Raw genomic sequence first — 24,298 nt, 5'->3', positions numbered from 1 at the left:
CTCTGCGTGACGATCGATACGCAAGGGCGGTGCAAAAGTTTGACGGCATTCCACGGGGTGGACCTTGATCCTCCCTGCGGGGATGACGACATAGTTAAGGCAATGGGGTGAAAGCCGTTGTCTTGAAGCAAGGACATCTGCTCAGGATGTCAGGAGAACCGTAATGCCGTCGTTTGCCTCTGCCCTGGAAACCACGCTGCACAATGCGTTGACCCACGCATCGGAGCGGCACCATGAATATGCGACGCTCGAACATCTGCTACTCGCGCTGATCGATGACGAGCATGCATCCAAGGTGATGCAAGCCTGCGGCGTCGATATGGGTGAACTGGGGGATGCGGTGACGCATTATCTCGACACCGAACTCGACAGCCTGAAGGTCGAGGGCGACACCGACCCCTCCCCCACCAGCGGTTTCCAGCGCGTCGTCCAACGCGCGATCCTGCACGTACAGTCCTCGGGCAAGGATGAAGTGACCGGCGCAAACGTGCTGGTGGCTCTCTTCTCCGAGCGGGAAAGCTACGCCGTCTACTTCCTGCAGCAGCAGGACATGAGCCGCCTCGATGCGGTGAGCTATCTCTCGCACGGCGTCGGCAAGGGCACGCCTCAGCCCGAAGCACGTCCGGAAAAGGCGGCCGAGGAAGAAAAGAAGCCCGCCGACAAGAACAAGAAGGACAGCGCGCTCGATCAGTTCACGGTGAACCTCAACGAGAAGGCGAAAGAGGGCAAGGTCGATCCGCTGATCGGCCGTTCCTCCGAAGTCGATCGCACGATCCAGATCCTGTGCCGCCGTTCGAAGAACAACCCGCTCTATGTTGGTGATCCGGGCGTGGGCAAGACCGCTATCGCGGAAGGGCTCGCGCGCAAGATCGTCGAGGGGCAGGTCCCCGAGGTGCTGAAGAACGCCGTCATCTATTCGCTCGACATGGGCGCTCTGCTCGCGGGAACCCGCTATCGCGGCGATTTCGAGGAGCGGCTGAAGGCGGTCGTCAACGAGCTGGAAAAGATGCCCGACGCCGTGCTGTTCATCGACGAGATTCACACGGTTATTGGCGCGGGCGCGACCAGCGGCGGCGCGATGGATGCGTCGAACCTGCTGAAGCCCGCTCTGTCGGGTGGTACGATCCGCTGCATCGGTTCGACCACCTACAAGGAGTTCCGCAACCATTTCGAGAAGGATCGCGCCTTGCTGCGCCGGTTCCAGAAGATCGACGTCAACGAGCCGTCGGTCGAGGATACCGTCAAGATCCTGACCGGCCTGCGCTCCGCCTTCGAAGGGCATCATCACGTCAAGTACACGCCGGACGCGATCAAGGCGGCGGTGGAGCTGTCGGCGCGTTACATCAATGACCGCAAGCTGCCCGACAAGGCACTCGATGTGATCGACGAGGTGGGCGCGATGCAGATGCTCGTGCCGCCGAACAAGCGCAAGAAGACGATCACGCCCAAGGAGATCGAACAGGTCATCGCTACGATGGCGCGCATCCCTCCCAAGACCGTTTCGTCAGACGACAAGACCGTGCTCAGCACGATCGAGGCGGACCTGAAGCGGGTGGTGTTCGGGCAGGAAAAGGCAATCGAGGTCTTGTCCAGTGCGATCAAGCTATCGCGTGCGGGCCTACGTGATCCCGACAAGCCGATCGGCAACTATCTGTTTTCCGGCCCCACGGGCGTCGGCAAGACGGAGGTTGCGCGCCAGCTCGCCCATCTGCTCGGCATTCCGCTACAGCGGTTCGACATGTCCGAATATATGGAGCGCCATTCGGTCAGCCGCCTGATCGGTGCGCCTCCGGGCTATGTTGGCTATGACCAGGGCGGCCTACTGACCGATGCGATCGACCAGAACCCGCATTGCGTGCTGCTGCTCGATGAGGTGGAGAAAGCCCATCCGGACCTGTTCAACATCCTGTTGCAGGTAATGGACAACGGCCGGCTGACCGATCACCACGGCAAGACGGTGGATTTCCGCAACGTCATCCTGATCATGACGACCAACGCGGGTGCATCCGACATGGCGCGCGAGGGCATCGGCTTCGGCAATGTCATCAGCAAGGAGGATGCGGGCGACGAGGCGGTGAAAAAGCTTTTCACGCCGGAATTCCGCAACCGTCTCGATGCAATCGTGCCGTTCGGCTATCTGCCGCCCGAAGTGGTCGCACGCGTGGTCGACAAGTTCGTCCTCCAGCTGGAACTGCAACTGGCCGACCGCGACGTCCACATCACGCTCGACGATGCCAGCCGCGCCTGGTTGACCGAGCGGGGCTATGACAAGCTCTACGGTGCGCGCCCGATGGGTCGCCTGATGCAGGAGAAGATCAAGCAGCCGCTGGCCGAGGAACTGCTGTTCGGCAAACTCGTCCACGGCGGCGAGGTCGCGATCCGGCTGAAGGACGATGCCCTGGCGTTCGAGATCACGCCTGCTGCGCCGAAGGCGAAGAAGGGTGCGAAGGCTCCGGTTAAAGACCCGGCAAGGCCTGCGCCCAAGGCGCCGCGGTCCAGAAAGGCGTCGCCTGAAGGATCAAAGCGCGGGTGAGCCTCCTCACACGGCGGGCGGTGGCGGGCAGTTGCCTCGCCACCGTCGCCACCGTTCTTTGCTCTCCCATGACACGCGCTGCGGGATCGGCGGCGGCGGACGGGAAACGCGGCCTGCCGGATGCGCTCGAACTCGCGCTGCCCGGCATGGAGCGCATTGCCTATAATGTCTGGGTCGCACCGGCGGCGAAGGACGTGTGGATCACCAGCTTTACCGGATGGCTGGACGGCCGGATGTGGTATCCTGCCAACGGCTTGATCGTGCGCGGCGCGGATGGGCTGACGCTGATCGATCCGGGCTGGGACCGTGACAGCGGCGAAGCGATCATTGCCTATGCGCGCACCACGATCGGCGGGACCATAGCGCGCGGTATCGCCACCCATTTCCATACTGACCGCGTGGGCGGCGTTCCCGCACTCCGACGAGCCGGCATTCCCGCCCTCGCCGGGCCGCTCACGGTCGCGCTCGCCCGCGCCTATGGCACATCCGAACCGGATCCGATCGCCGCGCTCGCGACGGGCGTGGCGCAGATCGGGCCGGTCGAACTGTTCCTCCCCGGTGCAGGACATACGCGCGACAATATCAGCGTTTGGCACGCGCCCACCCGGACACTCTTCGGCGGGTGCCTCCTGAAGTCTATTACGGCCGATGATCTCGGCAACATGGAGGACGGCGATCCTGCCGCCTACGGCTCGTCGCTTGCGGCACTCAGAGCGCGCTATCCCGATCGCCGCATGACGGTGCCGGGGCATGGGACGGTCGCGGGCGATCCCCTGGCGCACAGCCAGACGTTGGCGGCACGCGCTACGGCAACACGGTATGACCGCTAGTCAGCCGGTTGCGCTGTTGCTCCATGGCTGGATGTCGCATCCCGTCGCGTGGGCCGCACTGGCGCGGGATTTGCGCACAAACGGTTATCGTGTCGAAGCGCCGTTCTATCCCAGCCGCCGCCTGCCACTCTCCCGGATAGCGGCCCGGTTGGCGCAGTGGATGACGGTTCAGGGGCTGGAGAGCGCCCCACGTCTCGACATCATCGGCCACAGCATGGGCGGCCTTGTTGCGCGCGCGCTGATCGCCACGCACCGTCCGCCCAATCTCGGCAGCGTGGTGATGCTCGGTACGCCCAACGCAGGCAGTGAAATCGCCGACTGGCTCAACACGCATCCCGCAGGTCGCATGTTGCTGGGTCGCGCTGCGCCGGTGCTCGTAACACGCCGGGAAGAATGGCTTCTCACCCATCTCGGGCCGGTCGACTATCCGCTTGGCGTCATTGCGGGCAGCCAGGCGCTGTTCGAATCTCCGTTCACCCGCAACCTGCCCAAACCGCATGATGGCAAGGTCAGCGTCGCAGCGACCCATCTGGAGGGACAGAGCGACCATATCGTGTTGCCGATCACCCACAGCATGCTGCCCTTCCACCGTGCCTCAAGGGAACAGGCGCTGCATTTTCTCGCACAGGGCGCTTTTCACTAACGCCTTTGGACGCCCACCCATGTTGCGCTATGCTCCGCGTATCGACCCGCGGAGTATAAGCCATGGACGCACTGATTTTTTACACCAATCCCATGTCGCGCGGGCAGATTGTCCGGTGGATGCTCGAAGAAGTGGGCGTCTCTTATGAACAGCGCCTGCTCGATTACCCATCCGGTATGAAGTCGGCCGAATATCTGGCAATAAATCCCATGGGTAAAGTGCCCGCTATTGTTCACGACGGGAGAGTGGTGACCGAGTGCGCTGCGATCTGCGCCTATCTCGCCGATGCATTTCCCGAAGCCGGACTCGCCCCGCCAACATCCGATCGCGCCGACTATTATCGCTGGCTCTTTTTCGCTGCGGGGCCTGTGGAGAACGCCGTCACCAACCACGCGATGCAATGGAATCCGTCACCGGACCAAAGCCGCACGGTGGGGTATGGATCGTATGAAACGACCATCGACGCGCTGGAGACGGCGGTAGCGGGCAAAAGCTTTGTCGCTAACGACACGTTTTCCGCTGCCGACGTTTACCTTGGGTCCCATATCGACTGGGGGATGCAGTTCGGTACCATTCCCCAGCGCCCCGTCTTCGAACGCTATATCGCTCCGCTGCGGGAACGAGCCGCTTATCGGCGTGCGAAGGAGATTGACGGCGCACTTATCGCCAAGGCCCAACGCCCCGCAGACCGCTAATTATCGCGAACTTGGAACGACGACCGATACGCTCGCTTAGTCGTTCTTGCCCACGTAATAGTCCGCATATTGCCCGCCATATCGGCCGCCATAGCCATAAGGATCACTGAACCCGCCCTCGTAACGGTTCAATATCGTCCCGAGGCACGGCGTGGGCTGAAGTAGGCGCAGGCTGTCCTTCACCTGCTTGCGGTTGGTAACGCCCTGTTCGACCACCAGCATGAACGCGTCGAGGCTCTGCGAGATGATCATCGCATCATCATTGGCGAAGACCGGCGGAAGATCGCAGATAATGGTGGCATTTGAGGGGAGCGCACGCATCGCCTTCACAAGGGCCGCAAACTCTTCCCCCGCCAGAAGCTGCATCGATTCCAGGTCCGTCGGATAGGTGGGAAAGATGCTGAGGTTTGTACCGCTGACTTGCTGACCGACTTCCCGCAGATCCGTGACATCACCGTTCAGGAAATCCGCAATGCCCGCCTTGCCGGACAGACCGAAATAATGCGCCTGCGACGCGCGACGAATGTCAAGATCGAAAAGATAGGTCTCCCGCCCCGGAACGCGCGACAGGGTGGCGGCCAGATTGGCGGAAAGAAAGGACTTGCCCGCCCCCGGCGAAGACGACGTGATGCCGATAAGCTTCCAGCCATTGGCCTGAAGCTTTTTTTCCACCTGCGTGCGTAGCAGGCTGAACGGGCGGGCAGCAATATGCCGCGCCTTGAAGCCCACGATCCGCGTGTCTTTCAGATGGGTCGCGTCAGGCACGAATTCCGGCAATTCTTCCGCACCGGGGATCCGGACGGGGCGCGCCGAAACCGACGAGGACGCAACGTTATTGTCTGACACGCCAACGACTCCTGTACTGCCTGCTCTCGGGCGGTTGGTTTCCAAACTCATGCCATTTTTTCCCGCCGCCCGAACGGCCATAGCCGCCGGTACCAGGCAAGCTTCTGTTCCTTGAGCGCGCGCACGGTCGGCACCACGACGAGCGGCGGTTCACCGAGGATTTCCTGAAGCGCGTCGACGTCACGGATGGGACGAAGCAGGATTTCAATGCCCAGTACCAACATCAGGCCCAGCCCCAGGCCCCCGGCCAGCCCCCCTGCCATCAACATCGGACGGTTGGGCGAAATCGGCTTGTCAGGCACCACGGGAGGATCGATGACGGAAAGGCGTTCGCCCTGTTGCGAGTCCTCAGCCTTCTTACCGGCCTGCGCGTTCAGCAACCGGCCGGAAATTCCCTGATATTGCGAATAGAGCGTATCGAGCCGCTGCTGGAGTTGCGCTATCTGCTCGGTGACCACCGGTGCCTTGGACTGCGCGCCCATGGCAGCCGACATTCGCGCGGAATCCTGTGCCCGTGCCGACTGTAGCGCGGCGATCTGGCGATTGTTGAACGCGATCTGCTCGTTGATATCGTCCACGGGCTGCTTCGTTTGGTTGCTGGAAGCCAGACGGCGCGCCTCGGCCAGTCGCTGTTTGGCCAGCACCACGTCGGGATGGCTTTCGGAATAGCTTGCCCGCGCCGATGCCAACGCGGCCTCTGCCGATGACACCACAGGGTCGCGATCCGCCGACGTCCTTGCCATAGACCGCTGGCTGTTGAGTACCGAATTGTCACGCTGGAGAGCGGCAATCTGTGCATCATAGCTGCCGCTGTTCCCGCCGATCATCGTCATGCCGGCGCTGGACAGGACCGACCCGTTACGCGCCTTGATGCCCGAGATTTGCGTCTCGAGCACCGAAATCTGGGCCTGCACATCGGCCGCCTGGTCGGTCAGGAATTGCACGGTGTTGGCAGCCTGTTCGGCGGTCGCGGTGGAATCGATCTCCAGCACGCGCTCCGTCAACGCCTGCGCGACAGCCTGCGCCTTGACCGGATCAGAATAGAGATACTGCATCGAGAAGGCGATGGTGCTCTTGCGACCACTGCCCGCCTGCTGGATTTCCGCCGTCACCGGATCGATCTGGATCGACCCCCGCATCTGCTCGATCACTTCCGAAAGCGAGGAGCGCCGCAGTTCATCGCTGTACAATCCGTTCGTCTGGATCAACTCAATCAATTGCGGGCGGCTCATCACCTGCTGGCGGATTTTCGCCATGCGCTGGTCCACTACCCCTGACGTGTCGGCATCAGTCACCGCTTCGGGAAGCAGCGGAGCTTCGACGAGCAGAACGGCTCGTGACTGATACTTGACCGGAAGCACGAATGCCGCAACCACGCCCACCAGCGCAAAAACGATCGCGGGGATGATGAGGAACCATTTGCGCTGCTTGAGAATCGCCGGAATGTGCGAGAGCAGCGATCCACCCTCAACCTGCGCCTCAATCCGGTCTGATACGTCAAGATAGGAATTCATCGCAGGCTTCCGATCCTCATTTTTACCCCGACACTACCGAAATAATTAGCCGGACGATTCACCACCGACTTGAAGCTATCCGTGTATCCCGCCGAAACAAAGGCGCTCAGCCGTGGGGAAAGCCGCCGACTGAGCGATGCGTTGCTGGACAGATAATCGAGCGTGCTCGCGCCCGTACCGTTCGATTCTGAAGAGCGGGAATAGGACGCAAAAAGGCTGGCGGTCGTGCGTTCCGAAAGGCGACGGCTGTAGGAGGCACCGAGCGAAGTCTGCGTCGAAAGGCCAGCGAGTGACGAGGGCACAACGGAACGGGACGCCGTGATGCACAGGCTGCCGAGACTCTGCAACTCGCAGGCGGACAAGGAGCCGGAAAAGGACGTCGTCTGCTCCTTGCCAACAATATTATGCTGGTCGGAGAGGCTTACGCCCGCTGCCGCATTGATGGTCCAGCGGCTGTTGGGCTGCCAGTTTACGGTCAGCTGCGGCGAATAAATCGTGCCATCACCCTGACGGCGCGACAAATAATCCGACACGGCGACACTCATCGATGCACCGATAGACAGGCGCGCATTGAGCGAGCGTTGATAGCCGATCTGCCCCCGGCCGTAATTATACTCGCGCAGATTACCATTATTGCCATTGAACCGCGTAGCAGCGCCGGAAATTCCAACGTTCACACGGTCGCGCGCGGACAGCGCACGATCGATCGATGCGTCGCCCTGGTACGTGATCTGCCGATCCCGGAACCCATTTGCGAGCACAGGATCGAGGACCGGAGGAAGGTTCGGATCGACGATGCCGCCATTGCCGACCACCGGGCTCAGCGCCAACTGGTTCGAATTAAGGATCGCGCTCGAAAAGCCGAGACCAAACCGAAGACCGGTGCGCGGATCAAGCTTGGTGTCTACGGCAAGGTTTGCGCCGAAATTTGTCGTGCTGTCATAGATCCGCGAATATTCGGTGTGGTTGATGTTGCCCGAGAGCCGCGTGGTGCTCTTTTCGGTACGCCACAGCACGAACGGGTCGGCGGACACCACCGCGCTCGCGGACGACGCCTTGCCGGTTGTGGATGAATAGGGGTTGCTCGAATATTGTGCGTTGGCCGAAACATCGGCCCCAATCATCGTTTCCCCGATAGCCTGCGATGTCCCTGCCAGCGAGCAGAGCAGCGCAGTTCCTTTGACCAGACGCGTAACCATGCCCAGCCTCTCCCCTTTGTTGTTATGAATATCTGACATCACGGAACGATAACCGTATCACCGCTTTCGATGTCCGGAATAATCCCCCTGGCGAGATCCTGCTGCGAGACATTGCCCTTGAGCACCGATCCCAGCCGCCCCTTGATGATGACGGGGCCGTTTGCGGTCTTACGGATGATCGAGATGTTATCGAGGTTCGCAAACTCATCCGCGCCGCCCGCGAGGCTGAGCGCCTCCAGCAGGTTGACGAAACGTCCGGGCGTGAATGTGCCCGCACCCTTGACTTTACCGACGACGGAAAATTGCAGACCCGACGGGGACTTCACCGAAACGGTAACCTGCGGAACCTGGCCGCGATACTGGCTTTCCAGCCCCTTCGAGATGGCTGCCTCGAGCTGCGAAGGCAGTTGCCCCTGCGCCATGATCTGACCGGCTAGCGGGAACGAGAACGTACCGTCCGGGAGCACCCGGATCACGCGCTGCAAACGCTCTTCGCCCCAGACATACACTTCGATCTCGTCACCGGCATTAATGCGGTAGGACGGCGAACCCGGCTGCGCCCGCGCAGCGGCTTGCTGCGCAGCAGCAACATTCGGAGTCAAAGCAAGCAGGCTCGCTGCTGCCGCCACGATAATAGCTTTCGACACTTTTTCTAATCCTTGTATCGTTCAAAACGGCTCGTGACCGGCTATATATCACAGCCTCATAGACTTGCTATCCAAAAGCGAGGTTAACGTCCATTCCGCCGATATATCGGCAGTCTGGCAGATGTCATGTTGCGATGCCATGTAATTTGCGCTTAGAGAATAACGGCTTTTGCGTCAGGACAATTGGTCGAACATGCCCCGGGTTTCAGGTTGGAAAATTTGCCGTGCTGCTTTTGTCGCCTCCCTCGGGCTGCTCGCAGCGTGCGGGCATTCCCAGGAGCAGGCAGCGCAGGACGCAATGCTTGCCCAGACGCTGCTGGAAGCGGGCAACCTGCCTGGGGCAAACATCATCATCATGAGAGCGATCAGCGAGCGGGACGATGTGGCCGACTATTATGTCCTGCAAGGTCGCATAAACCTGGCGCTCAAAAAAAACGACGCCGCACTGCAATCCTATTCCCAGGCACTGGATCTCGACGCCAGCAATGTGGACGCGCTGACGCAGTTTGCGTTGCTCAACGCACAATATGGGCAAACACAGGCGGCCAATGACGCGGCGGACCGCCTGCTTGTTCTGCAACCGCAGTCGCTCGTGGGGCATCAGGTCAAGGCACTAGCCGCCCTCACCCGCAACCGCTTTGCTGATGCCACAGAATATGCCGACAAGGCCCTCGCCCTGGCTCCGGGCGACGAAGGCGCCAGCGCGATCAAGGCGCGTATTCTGGCGAAGCAGGGCAAGATCCCCGAAGCACGCGCGCTGATCGACACGGCGCTTATCAGCAAAGGCGAAACGCCGCTGCTGCTGACGACGCTTCTCAACATCAACCGGAAGGCTGGTGACGCGCAGAAGATGGTGGCCAATTACCAGCGCCTGATGCCGATCGTAGAAGATGATCTGGATGCGCAGGTCGATTATGCCAATTTCCTTTACAAGACCGGCAAGGCGGATACCGCGCGGCCCATATCGGCCCGCGTGCTTGCTATCCCGACGGTCACATCGGCCCAGGCAGAACAGGTCTTTCGCATGTGGTCGGAATATGATTCCGATCCGCTGGACGCCAAAACCCAGCGCGCCATCGGCGCATCGCCCAATCTTCCGGTCGTCAGGGCGACCCTGCGTACCTTGCTGCTCAATGGTCTTCCCGACGCCGCTCTCGGGGTAATGAATGCGGTGCCAGCGGACAAGAGCCAGGGGATCAGCGCGATCCGCGCCCAGGCGCTCTACGCCAAAGGGGATATCTCCGGGGCTAAGTCTCTGATGCTGCAGGCTCTCCGGGAGGATAAGAACAACCCCGACGCGCTGCTGTTGCGCGGGATGATGGAGTTGCGGTTCCGGAACACGCCAAAGGCTATCGTGGATCTGCAATCGGTGATAAGCGATGATCCGCTCAATCCGGCCGCTTATGACAGTTTGGCCAAGGCATTTGCTGCCCAGCGGCGCCAGTGGCGCTCGCGGCAGCTTTATGAAGAGGCTCTTCAGAAAATGCCGCAAAACCTGTTTTTATTAAAACAATATTTGCAGTTTCTACACAGTTCCGGTGATAACAGCCGTGCGATGAACGTCGCACGTCAGTTCACACGCACGAGCCCCGCTTCGGTCCGGGCCTGGAGCGAGTTCGCCGCACAATGCCGCGCGAACAACGATGCTTCCTGCTTGCGGGAAGCTCAAGCCGGAAACGCGACCGCCGCCACGCTCTTTGCTCTGGACGATCCGCCCGGCGTGTCATCCAGGCGTGGCCTGTTCGGAAAAATATAATGATCCCAGCCGATCTCAACAAACCCAAGCGTAACAAATATGTGCGCTTCACGTCGAACGTGCTCCGCTCGGGCGGTATCATCAACGACGTCCTGTGCTTCCTGCTGTCGTTCGGGCTCGCCCGTCTCTATTATTCCTGGTATTGGGGCTATTATCTCGACGTGCATCTGCACGTCACCGCAGCCATCGTCATGGCGATCAACTTCTTCCTGATCCGCATTTCCCGCGACGCGTACTCGGCGCTGCGCGGCGAAGGCGACGACATGGGTCGGGGCACGCTGGTCGACTTTCTCGTCGCAATCACGCTGACAGCGTTTACCATCACGCAATTCGGCATGATCCGCGAATTTTCGATCCGCTTCGGTCTGATCTTCATCGGATGCAGCTTCATTATGCTGTTGCTGAGCCGCATGATGCTACGCCGCCTGATGTGGCGGATGATGCGCGCAGGGCATATCGGCCAGCGCGTTGCCATTTATGGAGCGGACCGCGAGATCACGGGGCGGGTTCTTGAGTTGCTGGAGATCGAGCGGCTGCCGCACATCAACGTTATCGGCTTTGCAGACGACCGCAAATCGCGCGTGGATACCGCCGCACTGGATAACGTTCCCTATCTGGGCGGCTTCGACAGCCTTTTGGCTCTGGCCCGTGAAGGCAGGCTGGACCAGCTCATTGTTGCCCTCCCCCACGTCCGGGATGACCGGCTGAAAGAAATCGTTGCACAGCTTAGCGCCGGAGCCATTGACGTGTGCATTATGCCGCGCGAATTCCTCATCCTGCGTGACCGCTATCGGGTCAATTATATCGGCTCGCTTCCCGTGCTCAATGTATGGCAGCAACCGATGCGCGATTTCGATGGAGTTCTGAAGGAGTTTCAGGACCGCGTCCTTGCCCTCATTGCGCTCATCCTGCTTTCGCCGCTGCTGATCGCCACGGCCATTGCGATCAAGATTGACAGCCCTGGCCCGCTGCTGTTCCGTCAGAAGCGCTTTGGCTTCAACAATCTTGAGATCGACGTTCTCAAATTCCGGTCGATGTACGTCAACAAGCAGGACGTCAGCGGAGCGCAGCGAACGCGCAAGGGCGACCCGCGCGTCACCCGGGTAGGCCGGTTCATCCGCCGGTTCAGCATTGACGAGTTGCCCCAGCTCATCAACGTGTTACGTGGCGAGATGTCGATTGTGGGGCCGCGGCCCCATGCGACGGAAATGCGTGTGGGGGACAGCTTCTATTACGATGCCGTCCATGGCTACGCCGCCCGCCATAGGGTGAAGCCCGGCATTACCGGCCTGGCGCAGGTGCGCGGGCTACGCGGCGAAATCGATACGATGGACCGTGCCAAGAAGCGCGTCGAATACGATATCTATTACATCGAAAACTGGTCGCCGCTGTTCGACATGCGCATCATCCTGGAAACCTGTATCAAGCTGGTCTGGGATCGGCATGCCTATTGATGCGGCGTCAGGCCGTGACGCAACAACAGCCATTACTCCAGACTGGAGCCGGGAGCACAAGCGGGCGTTGCAATGGTATCCGTCTCGTTCGTTCCTTGCCGCGATCCGGAGCCACCAGCGCTGGTCGGGCCATAACCTGTTCCACGGGTTCATGCGTAAAATCGCGAAATGGCGCCACCGGTTCTGGTCCGTGGTTACCGGGTGCGACATCCCGCTGGACGCCAAAATCGGTGGAGGTCTGCTGATCCCCCATCCCCATGGCATTGTAATCCATCCCAACAGCGTCGTCGGACCGAATTGTCTGATCTTCCAGCAGGTGACGCTCGGCTCCAACAGCAGAGGGGTGCCAGTGCTGGGCGCGCATGTCGATGTCGGAGCGGGCGCGAAAATCATCGGGCCGGTCACGATCGGCAATTACGCCCGGATTGGCGCGAATGCAGTGGTTGTCGACGACGTTCCGGAAGGCGCGACGGTTGTGGGTATCCCGGCGAGGGTCGTGGCGCGGTGACCGGGTCGATGCCCTCCTGTGCGGTGGTGATGGTCAACTACCGCACGCCGGACGAGAGCATAGCGTGCATTCGCTCGCTCGTCGCGGAGCGGGAGAACGTGCCGGACCTGACGGTCACGCTGGTCGACAATGCATCCGGAGACGGCTCTCCCGACATTCTCGCCCTCGCGCTCTCGGACCTCATCGCCGACGGCTTCGTCACGCTGTTGCCGCTCGCGCTCAACGGTGGTTTTGGCTGGGCGAACAACCAGGCGATACTGAGGCTGTTGGCAACTGACGCACGGCCCGACTTCGTGATGGTCCTTAACCCGGACTGCATTATCGAGCCCGGTGCGATAAGAGCCTTGATCGACGACATGCGCGATCATCCCCACGGCGGCGCGTGCGGCAGTCTCCTGCTGAACCCGGACGGGGGCAAGGCCGGCTCGGCCTTCCGCGACCACAGTATCGCCACCGAGTTTGTCCGGGGCACCCGGTCACACAGGATCGGCCGGATGCTCGGTCTTCGGCCGATCTTCGTCGACACCGACGAACCTGCCGACGTGGCCTGGGTCGCGGGGGCAGCCTGCCTGTTCCGCACCGCTGCGCTGGAACAGGCAGGCTTGTTCGACGACGGCTTCTTCCTGTATTTCGAAGAAGTGGAGTTACTGCACCGCTTGCGGCAGCACGGCTGGTCGGTCCGCTACGTCCCCACGAGCCGGGTCATGCACATTGGCGGTGTCTCGACGGGTGTCCGGTCCGGGGATGGGCCGAGTGCGAAGGCCCTTCCCCGTTACTGGTTCGAATCGCGCAGGCGGTATCTGGCCCGTACATCGGGCGCGGGCACCCTGTTCACCGCGAACATCGCCTGGCTAGTGGGCGACCTGATCGCCCGTGTGACATCCTTCCTGCCCCCGTCCCGCCGTCGATCCTTTTCCGGACGGGGTGACCGGGCACAGTTGCTCGCAAGCGGGTTGACGCCCCGGCCGCAGGATGCAGTTGATGCCATTGCCCGTGTGGGCGATGCTCCCGGCGCCCCTCCCCGCTGGCAGTCGTTCAAAGCATGAGCCTCCCCCCGTCATCGGACGCCGGGTCCGTCGGCATCGTCGCCATCGGGCGGAACGAGGGTGCGCGGTTCGTCGCCTGTCTCGCTTCCCTGCCGCGCGGCCTGCCGGTCGTCTATGTCGATTCCGGGTCGACTGACGGAAGCCTCAAGCGCGCGCGGGAAAGCGGCGCGTCGGTCGTCAATCTGGATACATCAACAGGCTTTACCGCAGCACGGGCCCGTAACGCCGGGCTTTATCGGCTGCTCGCCGACCATCCTTCCATCCAATATGTGCAGTTCATCGACGGCGATTGCGCTCTCGATGCCGATTGGCTAACTGCTGGGCTGGCCGCACTGACCAAGGAGCCGGGCTTGGCGGTCGTATTTGGACGCCGTCGCGAAATGCATCCTGAAGCCAGCATCTATAACGCACAATGTGACCGCGAATGGGATGTCCCGGTCGGCGAAGTGCGCGCCTGTGGTGGGGATGCGCTGATGCGTGTCGCTGCGGTGACGGCGGTTGGTGGTTATACCGAGGCGCTGATCGCTGGAGAGGAACCCGACCTTTGCCTCCGCATGCGGGCCAAGGGGTGGAAGATCCGTCGCATCGCGGCGGAGATGACGCGGCATGATGCCGATATCCACGACATCCGTTCCTGGTGGCGCCGAACCAAGCGGTCCGGACATGCCTATGCCGAACATGTCTGGATCCACGGCAAGAATGCCGATCCCTCCTGGGTCAGGCAATGTGCGAGCTTGGCGATCTGGGGGCTGGCATTTCCTGCATTCGCCCTAGTTGGTCTTTTTGCGGCGTTGGTTGCGCCGGTTGCGCTGGTCGTTCCCACCGCCATTCTGATGCTTTACCTCGTGCAATTCGCCCGGCTGCGCGCCCATCTGCGTAGGGGTGGACTAACGCCGGGCGCCGCGCGAGCGGACGCGGCACTCCTCCTCTTGGGAAAAGTCGCCCAGGTTTCTGGCGCACTGAGTTTTCTCTGGCACCGGCTTACGCGACGGCGCTCCGCCCTCATCGAGTACAAAAGATGACAGGGCCCCATCCGACCGAGCCATCATCGGCAACCGGCGTTCCCGGCCTGTGGACCCTCATCCGCGAAGATTATCGCAGCCATAACCGCGACTGGACACTTCCCGGTTTTCGCACTCTCGCCGTCTACCGCTTCGGCGTGTGGCGCATGGGAGTTCGCTTCCTGCCGTTGCGCGCGCTTTTCCGCATTGCTTACCGGGCGATGTTTCGTCACTGTCGCAATGTTTACGGGATCGAACTTCCCTACACCGCCCGGATCGGGCGCGGCGTCATTATCGAGCATCAGGGCGGCATCGTCATCCATGGTAACACAGTGATCGGCGACAACACGATAATCCGGCAGGGTTGTACTTTCGGAGTGCGCCGGATTGATCGCCCAGGTGAAGCGCCGGTCGTCGGCTGCAACGTCAATATCGGGGCAGGTGCGGCGCTGCTCGGCGCGATCCACGTAGGCGACAATGCCGCGATCGGCGCCAATGCCGTGGTTCTCCACGATGTGCCGGCAGGTGCGCTGGTTGTTGGCATGCCCGCGCGGGTGGTCGAATGCGGGAACAGGGCGCCTCATGCCAAATAAGATTGCCTATGCCGCGCTGCTGCTTTGGCCGATCATTACGATCATCCTTTTTCAGGCGATGCCGCTGCGGCGCGCACTGATCTGGTCGTTACTGGGCGCTTACATGTTTCTGCCCGTGCGTACGGGTTTCGATCTGCCCGGACTGCCCAATCTCGACAAGAGCACCATTCCCAACGTTTGCACGCTGGTGTGCGTCGTGCTCTTCAGCCGGGAAAAATATCTGCGGATGCCCAAGAGCGGAACAGTGGTTCTGCTGATGGCGATCTTCTTCATTTCCCCGCTGCTGACCGGTTTCAACAATCGGGATCCGATCATCCTGTCGCAAAGCTCCATACCGGGAATGACGATGTATGACTCGCTGAGTGCAATGTTCACCCAAGCGTGCACGCTCATTCCGTTCATTCTCGGCTATTCGCTGTTGAGCCGGAGCAGCGATCATCAGGAAGTCTTGCGGGCGCTGGTGATTGCCGGGCTGATCTATTCCCTTCCGACCCTGTGGGAGGTCCGCTTCAGCCCGCAGCTGCATGTCCAGCTCTACGGATTCTTTCCGCATGAATTTATCCAGGCGATCCGCAGCAACGGCTATCGCGCGATCGTCTTCATGGGGCACGGCCTGCTTGTTTCCATCTTCACGTGCATGTGCCTTCTCGCGGCCGTCGGGCTGTGGCGTCAAAAGGTTGCGATCCGTCGCGTTCCGCCTCCGGCGGTAGCAGGCTGGCTTTCCTTTGTGCTGGTCATGGCCAAATCCAGTGGCGCGATCATGTTCGGCACCATTTTCGCACCCATGCTGCTCTTCATGCGGGCGCGACCCTTGTTGACGATCATGACGGGTCTCGCCCTCGTCCTGTTGACCTATCCGGCCCTCCGTGGAACGGGCATTATCCCGGTGAAGGAGATATTGTCCGCCACCGCAAGCGTCAGCCAGGACCGCGCGGACTCGCTTGGCATCCGGATCTACAATGAGGAAAATCTGCTTGCCAAGGCTAACCAGCGGCCATTTTTCGGCTGGGGGACCTGGGGCCGCAACCAGATTTATGCGACTGGCTGGACAGGTGACGGCCAAGCCTCGATTACGGACGGCGTGTGGATCATCGTCGTGGGTCAATATGGCTGGGTCGGTTACACCGCCTGCTTTGGCCTACTGTGTGGAGCGTTTCTAATTGCCTATCGTGCGCGACGAACCCTAGGGAACGCCTATGCCACAATCAGCCTCCTCATGGTGCTCATGGTCAATCTGCTCGATCTCATTCCCAACTCTTCGCTTAATCCCTTTACCTGGCTGCTTGCCGGGTCGCTCAGCGGCCTCAGCCCACATATGATCCGCCGCGTACGTCGCCAACGCGCCGCGCCGCCTGGCGCTCCCATCAGCGAAAGCCTCCAACCGGGGAAGATTGCCTGAATGCCTGTTCCGTCCGATACCCCCCGCAAGATCTATGTGGTGATGAGCGCCCGCTCGCTGCCTTACGCGCAATGCTGCCTCGAAAGCCTTGCGCGTAACGCCATCGAGCCGATCGACGTAACTCTGATCACCGACGACCCGTCGGATAAAAAGGCTCTGACCACCGTTGTCGAAGCTTTCGGCAAAAATCCCGGTCAGCGTTGGACCGTGTTCGACAAGGCCGATGCGGACGATCGTGCCTCTCTACTGTACGCCGATTTTCCAGCGATCCGGCAGTTCCGCGAGGGGCACCCGTGTTGGCGCAAGATTACCGATCCACCCCTGTTCGCGCAGGCGGGCGAGGAGATGATCATTCTCGATCCCGACGTGTATTTCCCCAACCGGTTCTGCTTTGAACCCACGCCCGCCCAGGGCCTTTTGTTGATGTGGCAACGTCCCAACTGCCTGTTGCCCGAGGCGACTGTGCGGACAGCGTTCGAAGCAGATATCCCGATGGCCGATCACACCGACATCGGTGTCGCCCATGCTCGCTTCCCACTCGACTGGGCCTTCCTCAATCGGCTGATCGTCGAACTCGGCGGGGACGCTCTTCCCCGGTCCATGCATGTGGAATCGATCATATGGGCGGCTCTCGCCAAGGAGAGCGGCGGGGCCTATCTTGATCCTGCAACCTGGTATTGCTTCGCGAACAGCGTCCCTTCCCGCCTGCGCCGCCGGTTTGGGCAAAGCGGCAACGACACGCTGGCTGCGCTTGACATCGCGCATTTCAAGTGCATCCACGGCGGGGGTGTGGCGAAAAATTGGTTCCCCGAAGCGGAGCGCGCGGGCATCCTCTCAGGCAAGGCGACGCTTGATGCTCCCACGCCCGCCAAACCCTATGTGGATTTCCCCCGCGCGAAGTTCGAACGTAAGTTTGCCTTGCGTCGGTTGGCTGCGCGGCTCGGATTATACCGGATTCTGGGTAGCGAATGATGCATCCATCGGCCGATGAGCCGGGGCAGCTGGAACGGCCCCGCATCCTTCTGGTGGCGCCGAATATTTCCCGCCGCATGGGTGGCGAGGCGATCAAGGCACTGATGATTCTGGAGGGTCTTCTCGCCATGGGATGCGACGTGGTGCAAATTACGCATGCGCGGGTGCGCGATGAGATGCGCGCCACGAACGCCAACCTCAATGTCCATTATGTCGAAGACGGACCGGTGCAGAAGCTTCTGTATCGCCTGCGGTTGGACTGGGCGCTACTCTGGCTGGGCGCATGGCTTCTTCACCGCAAGGCGCGACAGGTCGCACGCGACTTCCAGCCTTGGATCGTCCATTTCACCTCGCCGATCTCACCCAATATTCCCTATTTCCGGTTTCCTGGAGTGTCGGTGGTCATTGGGCCACTCAATGGCAATATCCTTCATCCGCCCACCTTTGCCGATCGCGAGACTTGGGCCAAGCGCGTCGGACAGAAGATCCTTGCACCCGTGCAAAAAATTTCGGGCCTTTTCTTTCGCGGAAAACGCTCTGCTTGCCTCCTCATTTCAGGAGGGGAGCGCACGGTCGACGCTTTGATGCTGGGTGGATGCCGCCGCGAACAGATGGTGTTCACACTCGACAGCGGGGTCGACCCCCAGCTCGTTACCTGCCCCGCAATGACTCATGACGGTCCCAACTTCCGTTTCGTGTTTCTCGGTCGGCTCGTTCGCTACAAGGGGTGCGACCTGGCAATCCGCGCGCTGAAATCCGTTCCGCAGGCGCAGCTCGATATTATCGGCGATGGAGAGGAGCGGCGAGCTCTCGAAGACCTGGCGCGCAACGATGGCGTCCAGGATCGTGTTCGCTTTCTGGGATGGGTGCCTGGTGGCGCGCAGCTATTCGACCGTCTGCGGTCCTATCGCGCCTTTGTGTTCCCGTCGCTCGCGGAAGCCAATGGGATCGTCGTGCAGGAAGCAATGATGCTCGGCCTCCCGGTTATCGCGGTGAATTGGGGTGGTCCCGCCGAACTTCTCGATGACGATACGGGGGTCCTTATCGAGCCGGTGGACGAGGCGCGCGTAATCTCTGAATTGGCCGTTGCAATGGCCCGCCTGGGGGCGGACGGAGAAGCGGCAAACCAACTCGCGGTGGCCGCACGCGACAAGGCAGAGCGCGCCGGGTTTAGCTGGCCGGATCTGCTCCATCACTGGCTAACTATTTATGACGCCGCCACACTGCCAAGCGCGAGCCGCAGTTTTGCGCAAGCGTTAGAGCTGCTTAGGCGCGCGCAACTTAACCCTGAAAAATAATCCGGCGACCGGCGGGCGTTGTGCTGGCCCACAAATCGTTCGCAAACCGCTTGAGTTTTGGAAGGGCGTCCTCAATCCGAGGCTGAATGGAAGACATGCGGACGAGCACACCATCGGGATAATAACCCGCAACATTATCTTCCAGCATGGCGATTCGCTGCTCGCCCCAATTTAGCGGGTATTTCTTCCCCACACGGGTCCAGTAAAGGATGTTTTCCTTCCGCTGCATAGACTGGGCTTCCACAACGCGCGATGCGACCTGCGGGCCACCGGGGATCGCCACGTTTGTCGGGGTCGAACTCAGAATGTCGAATCCGGCCACGCGATAGCAGACTTCCGGACGATGAACCTGTACTTCATCAATCTGTCGGCTATTGTACGCCACCAGAAACATCACGGCTTCACCCGCATCATTGCTGTAAACGCGCGTAACGATGTGCTCGTACAGTTTCTTGGAGAGTTCATCCTGTGGGGGCATGATCAAAGCGCCACTGTCCGCTGCATGCCAGCCTCGAAACAACTTCGGCAGCATCGCTTCCAGTTGAGCCTTACTGATATAGGGGTAGCGACGCTGAGGCATGCGTGCACGGGCCACGCCACCCGTGGCGAGCAGAGCGCAGCCCATCAAAAGGCTGCGACGGGAGAAACCAAATCCGCCCTGAGCCGTCGATTCGTCGTTCAAACTGGCAACCTCACCCATATTTTTCAGATTGTGGCAGATATTGTTAAAGATATTAGCAGCAGCAACAGCACAACGGAAGATTTATTCGCAGTTTTCGCGCAGGCCCTGTCTCATTCTGGATCACCACCCCAGCACCGTCGCAACCGAAATATAGCGCAAACCGTGCACTGTCCGCCAGTCTTGGGTGCACGTAAGTAAAAGGTTAATATGAGGTTCACGTGTCTATGACATGAACCCGCCAAGGGAGCCGGGGTTAATTTTTTTTAACGAATTCTGCTTTGAGTTCCAGCAACTTCAGGCTTTTCCGCGGTTTTGCGGATGCCGCGCTGCCGACATTTCGGGCGTGCGGGCTTAACAACCTTTTAACCAGGTTTCTCCATGCCGGATTATAAGTTGCCGGGATACAGATACACCGAGCCGATGGGCGGCTGATCACTGTAACGAACGGATTGATGCATGTCTTCAACATCGACAAACAAATTGACGGCGCGCCTAAAAAATGGTGCAAGTACGCGTAGTATGCTCATAGCGGCCATTTCTATTGCTGTTATCGGCACCGGATACGCCGAAGTAACAACAAGTCAGTCAAGCACCATGGCGAGAACTATTGTAGCAATTCCTGTTAGCTTTGCGACGTTCCTATCGATGATGCTGGGCGGATCGGGAAGTGTAACTCTTAACCCGTCAAAACCCACCCCGGTCGTGCAGAATCCACCGGTACTCACGCCGACGCCTGCTCCCAAACCGGCGGGGGTTGGCATGCAGTTGGGTGTCAACGTCAACGCCCAGTCTTACTGGAGTGGTCAGCGATCATTTTCAAACCTCTTGTACGCCTCAACCTGGGCGCTGGCCGAAACCAAGAAGGGCATCTACTTCGAAGCCATGCCTGCCGAACGGCTCGATGCGAGCGGCAACGTGAAATTCCTGAATCCCGGCGACTACGGTATTAAGCTGATCACGCCCCCGCCAGCGCTGCGCTTTGGCAAACCCGTCAATATTCGGTGCACGTTCCTGGGCAAGGGTGAACTGAGCGCGGGCAATGGCCCGGTCAACAATGTCGTAACACAGAGCAATGGTGTAACATTCACTTGGCATCCTGTTGCTGGCGCCGACCCCACCGCCTACATTGAACCGATCCATCTTCGTGTTGTGGCAACAGATCCAAGCAACCCAGTCCGTCGGCTCGATTGCCGGGAAACAACAGCTTCGCCTGACGCCATTTTCGATCCTGCCTTTATCGCTTCGTTCGCACCATATCGTGTGGTGCGGTTCATGGAATGGCAGGGGGTAAACTCCAACAACAAGGTCACATGGGCAACCCGCGCGACGGTGAACACCGAAAATCTCTCAGGACCGGATGGTCCCCCGTTGGAATATCTGGTCGCGTTGGCCAATCAGGCGAATGTGGATCCCTGGTTCTCCATCTCGTGGAACGCCGACGATGATTATGTGCGTCGTTACGCAACCTATGTTCGCGATAATGTCGATCCGTCACACAAGATTTACGTCGAGCTGTCGAACGAGGTCTGGAACGGACAGTTCCCTGTTTATCGCCAGGCTGCCACTGAAGGACTCGCGGCAAAGCTTGCTGGGGACGAGTTCAAGGCCGCCATGTTGCGCTATGCACAAAAGACCACTTCGTTCATGAAAATCTGGACGGAAGTATTCGCGCAACAGCCGAACCGTATTGTCCGCGTTGTTTCCAGCCAGAACGCCAACCCGTGGGTGGCAGAGCAGATACTCTCGTTCCCGGGCACCGCAGATTATGTCGACGCGTTGGCGACGGCACCGTATTTCGGCCACGACGCCTTCAACGGCGCGAACGCGACAGCCCAAGATCTGGGAGCGCTTTTCGCATCGCTGAAGACTAGCATGGATGCTGCTTTCACGTCCTCACAGGGCAACGCTGACCTCGCCGCAAAGTACAAGAAACGCTTCATCGCCTATGAAGCGGGCCAGCACCTGGTGTCGAATACCGACGAACGTCACCTCGTCATGAACCGCGATCCGCGTATGGGTGAGATGTACGCCCGTTATCTCGCGGCGTGGAAGGCCCGGTTCAACGACGTGATGATGCTCTATTCGGACACGGGCAGCTATTCCCGATACGGCGCCTTCCCGATGATGGAATATCCTGGTCAGCCGCTCGCGCAAGCGCCCAAGGCTGCTGCGGTGAAGACCTTCGCCTCGACGCTGAAATAAGGCGAGGCCCGCACACACACATAGAACGCCGGGGTGGAGCGATCCTCCCCGGCATTTTTTTGTCCGTCGCAGGAATTCAGTCTCCGCGCCCCGTGCGCTTCCATTGGGTTTCGGGCGCCCGAACCAGCTTGAGATAGACCGGCAGCTTCCACGCGATGTAGAGCGGGATACGCAGCAGCATCGCCCCTCTCAACATCTGTCGGCCATTGACGGCCCAGGCCGCCACCAGCGCCAGTCCACTCGCCCCCAGCAGCAACGAAAGGGTGATCAGGGGTATCTCGCTCGCCCCCAGCAGCCATAATATGGCGGCGACACCCCAGACCCCCACCGCAACCATCATCAGCAGTGCCAGCGGCGGCACGCACAGATTGAGCGCCAGCCATAACCGGCGCGGCGAACCCGTACGGACTGCCTCCCCCAGCAACGGGATAGCCGTGCGTCTCGCCGTGTCGATGAAGCCGTGCTCCCAGCGGGTACGCTGCTCCAGCGTGTCCTCGCCTGACGCAGCCCGGCTCCATGTCCGAGCATGCTCGAGGAAGCGGGGTGTGTGGCCCTTCCGGGTCATTTCGATCCCGAGTGCAAGATCCTCCACCAGATCGCCGGAGGCGAGCGGTGCGGTCGAAAAAATGGTCCACGGAAAGGCCATGCCTGTGCCGCCAAGAACAGCTGGCGCGCCCAGTCGCGCCGCCCCCCGCTGCCGTACCAAATTCTTGACCAGAAACGCAAAGTTGGAAATCTGCACCATTGCCGCACCATCGGGTTGCGGCCGCATGAGATAGCAGGATTGCACCGGAACACCGTACTCGACTGCCGCCTGCGCGAGTTGCGTCAGGGCGTCGTCCTCTACCTCGCAATCGGCGTCCAGAACAATCACGCATTCGGGCGGATCGCCCGCCAGTGCATCCCGACCATATGCCAGCGCGTAGCCTTTCCCCCGACGGTCGGTATCCTGCCGTTCCACCACATCTGCGCCCAGACCACGGGCGACAGCCGCCGTGTCGTCGCTGCAATTGTCCGCGACAACCAGCAGACGCATGTCATCATTCAGAGCGGGGGCGAGGGCAGAGATAATCGCCGGGATCCCGCGCGCTTCATTGTGGGCGGGCATCAGGATCGCAGTGCGGAGGCGTGCCCCTTGCTTGTTCTCATCGGGACGGCGGCGACTGGGCACAACCCCAAGTGTGACCTCCACCAACAGCACCCAGAGTGCGGCTCCCACAGGGGCAACCAGCATCCAGGAAAGCGCGGACAAGGCAATCAATGTGCGTGCTCCATAGCTGCGGAACGAATAAGCTCAAGCATCTGCGCACCGTTCTTTCCGGCATCATGGCGTGCTAGCACCCGGCCGCGCCCGACTTGACCCATAGTCGCGAGCCGGTCGACGGGCGCTTCCAATGCTTCGACCATGGCATCGGCCAGCGCGTTGACATCCCCAGCCGGAACAAGCCATCCGCACTGATTATCCACCAGTTCCGGCGTACCCGCAATCGCACTCACGATTACAGGGCGTTCCAGCGCCAGCGCTTCCATGATGACGACCGGCAGCCCTTCAGCAAAGCTCGGCAGCACCATCGCGCGGGCCGCGCCGATCTCGTGACGGACGCGATCGGCACTCGCCCACCCTGTGATCGTGATGCTGTCACCAAGACCCAGTGCCGCGATGCGCACTTCGATTTCGCCGCGCATCTCGCCGTCGCCCACCAATGTGAGGTGAAAATCGATGCCACGCGCCTTTACAGCCGCTGCGGCCTCGATCAGCAGCGGAAGGCCCTTCTGCGCCGATAGCCGCGCTACGCAACACAAACGATGCTCTTCCGGTAAGGGAGTGGTCGCCATCGGCGCCGTGAAAATCCCATCCACACCGCAGCGGACAACTTCGATGCGAGGCCAGTCTTTATAGGCGCTCCACCGCATCAGCTGGCTACGACCAAAGCTGCTGATGCCCACGCAGAACGCCGCATCGGTAATCTTGCCACGGAGGTCAAACTCGCGGGGATTGTCGAACTCGTCGGGCCCATGAACCGTAAAGCTGTAACGCGCTCCACCCAGCAAACGCACCAGTCGCGCCACGGCGGTCGGATTGGTGCCGAAATGAACGTGCAGATGCTCGATCCCCTCGGCCCGCAGGCGTTGCGCCAGCCATGCGGCTTCCACCAAATAGGCGCAGTGCCGCACGAATGTCCGCCCGCTCGCGCGGTACATGCGAAACGCGCACCCGACCGCACGAAGAAAGGCCCCGGGTCGCAGCAAAGCCGTTGTGATCGTCGCGCTCAGCAGTGCGACAGCCCCCTGCCCCAGGACGACTTGGGTGAGCGCGGCCTCTGCACGGTCTGTGGGATCCGGCAGCTCGGATGCGGGACGGCGTATCGAATAGCGCTTCACCTCCGCGCCAGCCGCCTCGACCGCGAGAATCTCCCGCCGGATAAAACTGTGGCTGACAGCGGGATATTGAGTGGTGAGGTATGCGATTTTCATAGCAG

21 protein-coding genes are annotated in these 24,298 nt (G+C 60.7%); 14 read left to right on the top strand and 7 right to left on the bottom strand.

Features of this window, described 5'->3' with window-relative positions; genetic code table 11:
* Positions 1-163 precede the first annotated feature (163 nt).
* From clpA to FHS92_RS01010, 4 genes are all read left to right on the top strand, one after another.
* Entirely contained in the window at positions 164-2,533 is a 2,370-nt protein-coding gene (clpA, locus tag FHS92_RS01025) for an ATP-dependent Clp protease ATP-binding subunit ClpA (protein WP_184076700.1), read from the top strand.
* The gene (locus FHS92_RS01020; protein WP_184076698.1) at positions 2,530-3,363 is read left to right on the top strand and encodes an MBL fold metallo-hydrolase; all 834 of its coding nucleotides are present in this window, start codon (positions 2,530-2,532) and stop codon (positions 3,361-3,363) included. The genes clpA and FHS92_RS01020 overlap by 4 nt, the downstream gene beginning before the upstream one ends.
* Entirely contained in the window at positions 3,353-4,006 is a 654-nt protein-coding gene (locus tag FHS92_RS01015; protein ID WP_184076696.1) for an esterase/lipase family protein, read from the top strand. Before FHS92_RS01020 ends, FHS92_RS01015 begins: the two co-directional genes overlap by 11 nt.
* 62 nt (positions 4,007-4,068) lie before the next feature.
* Positions 4,069-4,701: a glutathione S-transferase family protein gene (locus FHS92_RS01010; RefSeq protein WP_184076694.1), complete on the top strand. Its 633-nt coding sequence runs from the start codon at positions 4,069-4,071 to the stop codon at positions 4,699-4,701.
* 36 nt (positions 4,702-4,737) lie between these two features.
* Here FHS92_RS01010 and FHS92_RS01005 read toward each other — a convergent pair whose 3' ends face one another.
* Genes FHS92_RS01005 through FHS92_RS00990 form a run of 4 tightly spaced genes read right to left on the bottom strand, consistent with a single transcriptional unit; the run spans position 4,738 to position 8,907 of the window.
* Positions 4,738-5,547 (bottom strand): nucleotide-binding protein, encoded by an 810-nt coding sequence (locus tag FHS92_RS01005; protein ID WP_184076692.1) that lies wholly within the window; start codon positions 5,545-5,547, stop codon positions 4,738-4,740.
* Positions 5,548-5,594: 47 nt separating this feature from the next.
* Entirely contained in the window at positions 5,595-7,061 is a 1,467-nt protein-coding gene (locus tag FHS92_RS01000; protein WP_184076689.1) for a GumC family protein, read from the bottom strand.
* A complete protein-coding gene (locus FHS92_RS00995; protein ID WP_184076687.1) occupies positions 7,058-8,260 on the bottom strand; it encodes a TonB-dependent receptor in 1,203 nt (400 codons plus the stop codon). The genes FHS92_RS01000 and FHS92_RS00995 overlap by 4 nt, the downstream gene beginning before the upstream one ends.
* Positions 8,261-8,298: 38 nt before the next feature.
* Complete coding sequence (locus FHS92_RS00990; RefSeq protein WP_343056613.1) at positions 8,299-8,907, bottom strand: polysaccharide biosynthesis/export family protein; 609 nt, start codon at positions 8,905-8,907, stop codon at positions 8,299-8,301.
* Positions 8,908-9,205: 298 nt separating this feature from the next.
* Here FHS92_RS00990 and FHS92_RS00985 point away from each other — a divergent pair, with 298 nt between their 5' ends.
* The 9 genes from FHS92_RS00985 to FHS92_RS00945 are packed head-to-tail and all read left to right on the top strand — an operon-like array spanning position 9,206 to position 18,934.
* Entirely contained in the window at positions 9,206-10,663 is a 1,458-nt protein-coding gene (locus tag FHS92_RS00985; RefSeq protein ID WP_221230845.1) for a tetratricopeptide repeat protein, read from the top strand.
* Positions 10,663-12,117, top strand: a complete 1,455-nt coding sequence (locus FHS92_RS00980) for an undecaprenyl-phosphate glucose phosphotransferase (RefSeq protein ID WP_184076683.1) — start codon at positions 10,663-10,665, stop codon at positions 12,115-12,117. The genes FHS92_RS00985 and FHS92_RS00980 overlap by 1 nt, the downstream gene beginning before the upstream one ends.
* Entirely contained in the window at positions 12,107-12,625 is a 519-nt protein-coding gene (locus FHS92_RS00975) for a serine O-acetyltransferase (protein ID WP_184076681.1), read from the top strand. The genes FHS92_RS00980 and FHS92_RS00975 overlap by 11 nt, the downstream gene beginning before the upstream one ends.
* Positions 12,622-13,671, top strand: a complete 1,050-nt coding sequence (locus tag FHS92_RS00970; RefSeq protein ID WP_184076679.1) for a glycosyltransferase — start codon at positions 12,622-12,624, stop codon at positions 13,669-13,671. The genes FHS92_RS00975 and FHS92_RS00970 overlap by 4 nt, the downstream gene beginning before the upstream one ends.
* The gene (locus tag FHS92_RS00965; protein WP_184076677.1) at positions 13,668-14,693 is read left to right on the top strand and encodes a glycosyltransferase family 2 protein; all 1,026 of its coding nucleotides are present in this window, start codon (positions 13,668-13,670) and stop codon (positions 14,691-14,693) included. Before FHS92_RS00970 ends, FHS92_RS00965 begins: the two co-directional genes overlap by 4 nt.
* Positions 14,690-15,265, top strand: a complete 576-nt coding sequence (locus FHS92_RS00960) for a serine O-acetyltransferase (protein WP_184076675.1) — start codon at positions 14,690-14,692, stop codon at positions 15,263-15,265. The genes FHS92_RS00965 and FHS92_RS00960 overlap by 4 nt, the downstream gene beginning before the upstream one ends.
* Complete coding sequence (locus tag FHS92_RS00955) at positions 15,255-16,664, top strand: hypothetical protein (RefSeq protein ID WP_184076673.1); 1,410 nt, start codon at positions 15,255-15,257, stop codon at positions 16,662-16,664. The genes FHS92_RS00960 and FHS92_RS00955 overlap by 11 nt, the downstream gene beginning before the upstream one ends.
* The gene (locus FHS92_RS00950; protein WP_184076671.1) at positions 16,665-17,636 is read left to right on the top strand and encodes a hypothetical protein; all 972 of its coding nucleotides are present in this window, start codon (positions 16,665-16,667) and stop codon (positions 17,634-17,636) included.
* Positions 17,633-18,934 (top strand): glycosyltransferase family 4 protein, encoded by a 1,302-nt coding sequence (locus FHS92_RS00945; protein ID WP_184076669.1) that lies wholly within the window; start codon positions 17,633-17,635, stop codon positions 18,932-18,934. The genes FHS92_RS00950 and FHS92_RS00945 overlap by 4 nt, the downstream gene beginning before the upstream one ends.
* Here the strand turns inward: FHS92_RS00945 and epsI are convergent.
* Positions 18,918-19,616, bottom strand: coding sequence for an exosortase-associated protein EpsI, V-type (gene epsI / locus FHS92_RS00940; protein WP_221230844.1), 699 nt, complete (start codon positions 19,614-19,616; stop codon positions 18,918-18,920). The genes FHS92_RS00945 and epsI overlap by 17 nt on opposite strands.
* Positions 19,617-20,072: 456 nt before the next feature.
* Here epsI and FHS92_RS00935 point away from each other — a divergent pair, with 456 nt between their 5' ends.
* Complete coding sequence (locus tag FHS92_RS00935; protein WP_221230843.1) at positions 20,073-21,818, top strand: hypothetical protein; 1,746 nt, start codon at positions 20,073-20,075, stop codon at positions 21,816-21,818.
* A gap of 76 nt (positions 21,819-21,894) precedes the next feature.
* Here the strand turns inward: FHS92_RS00935 and FHS92_RS00930 are convergent, their stop codons facing one another.
* Both FHS92_RS00930 and FHS92_RS00925 read right to left on the bottom strand, forming a co-directional pair.
* Positions 21,895-23,079 carry a glycosyltransferase family 2 protein gene (locus FHS92_RS00930; protein ID WP_246351712.1) on the bottom strand — a complete coding sequence of 395 codons (1,185 nt, stop codon included), beginning with the start codon at positions 23,077-23,079 and terminating at the stop codon, positions 21,895-21,897.
* Complete coding sequence (locus tag FHS92_RS00925) at positions 23,076-24,293, bottom strand: glycosyltransferase (protein ID WP_184076662.1); 1,218 nt, start codon at positions 24,291-24,293, stop codon at positions 23,076-23,078. Before FHS92_RS00925 ends, FHS92_RS00930 begins: the two co-directional genes overlap by 4 nt.
* Between the last annotated feature and the right edge of the window lie 5 nt (positions 24,294-24,298).

The sequence above is a fragment of the Sphingobium subterraneum genome (genome assembly GCF_014199435.1).
Lineage (GTDB): Bacteria > Pseudomonadota > Alphaproteobacteria > Sphingomonadales > Sphingomonadaceae > Sphingobium > Sphingobium subterraneum.
Note: the sequence above shows the minus strand (reverse complement) of the source record. Positions and strands in the feature narration are given on the sequence as shown.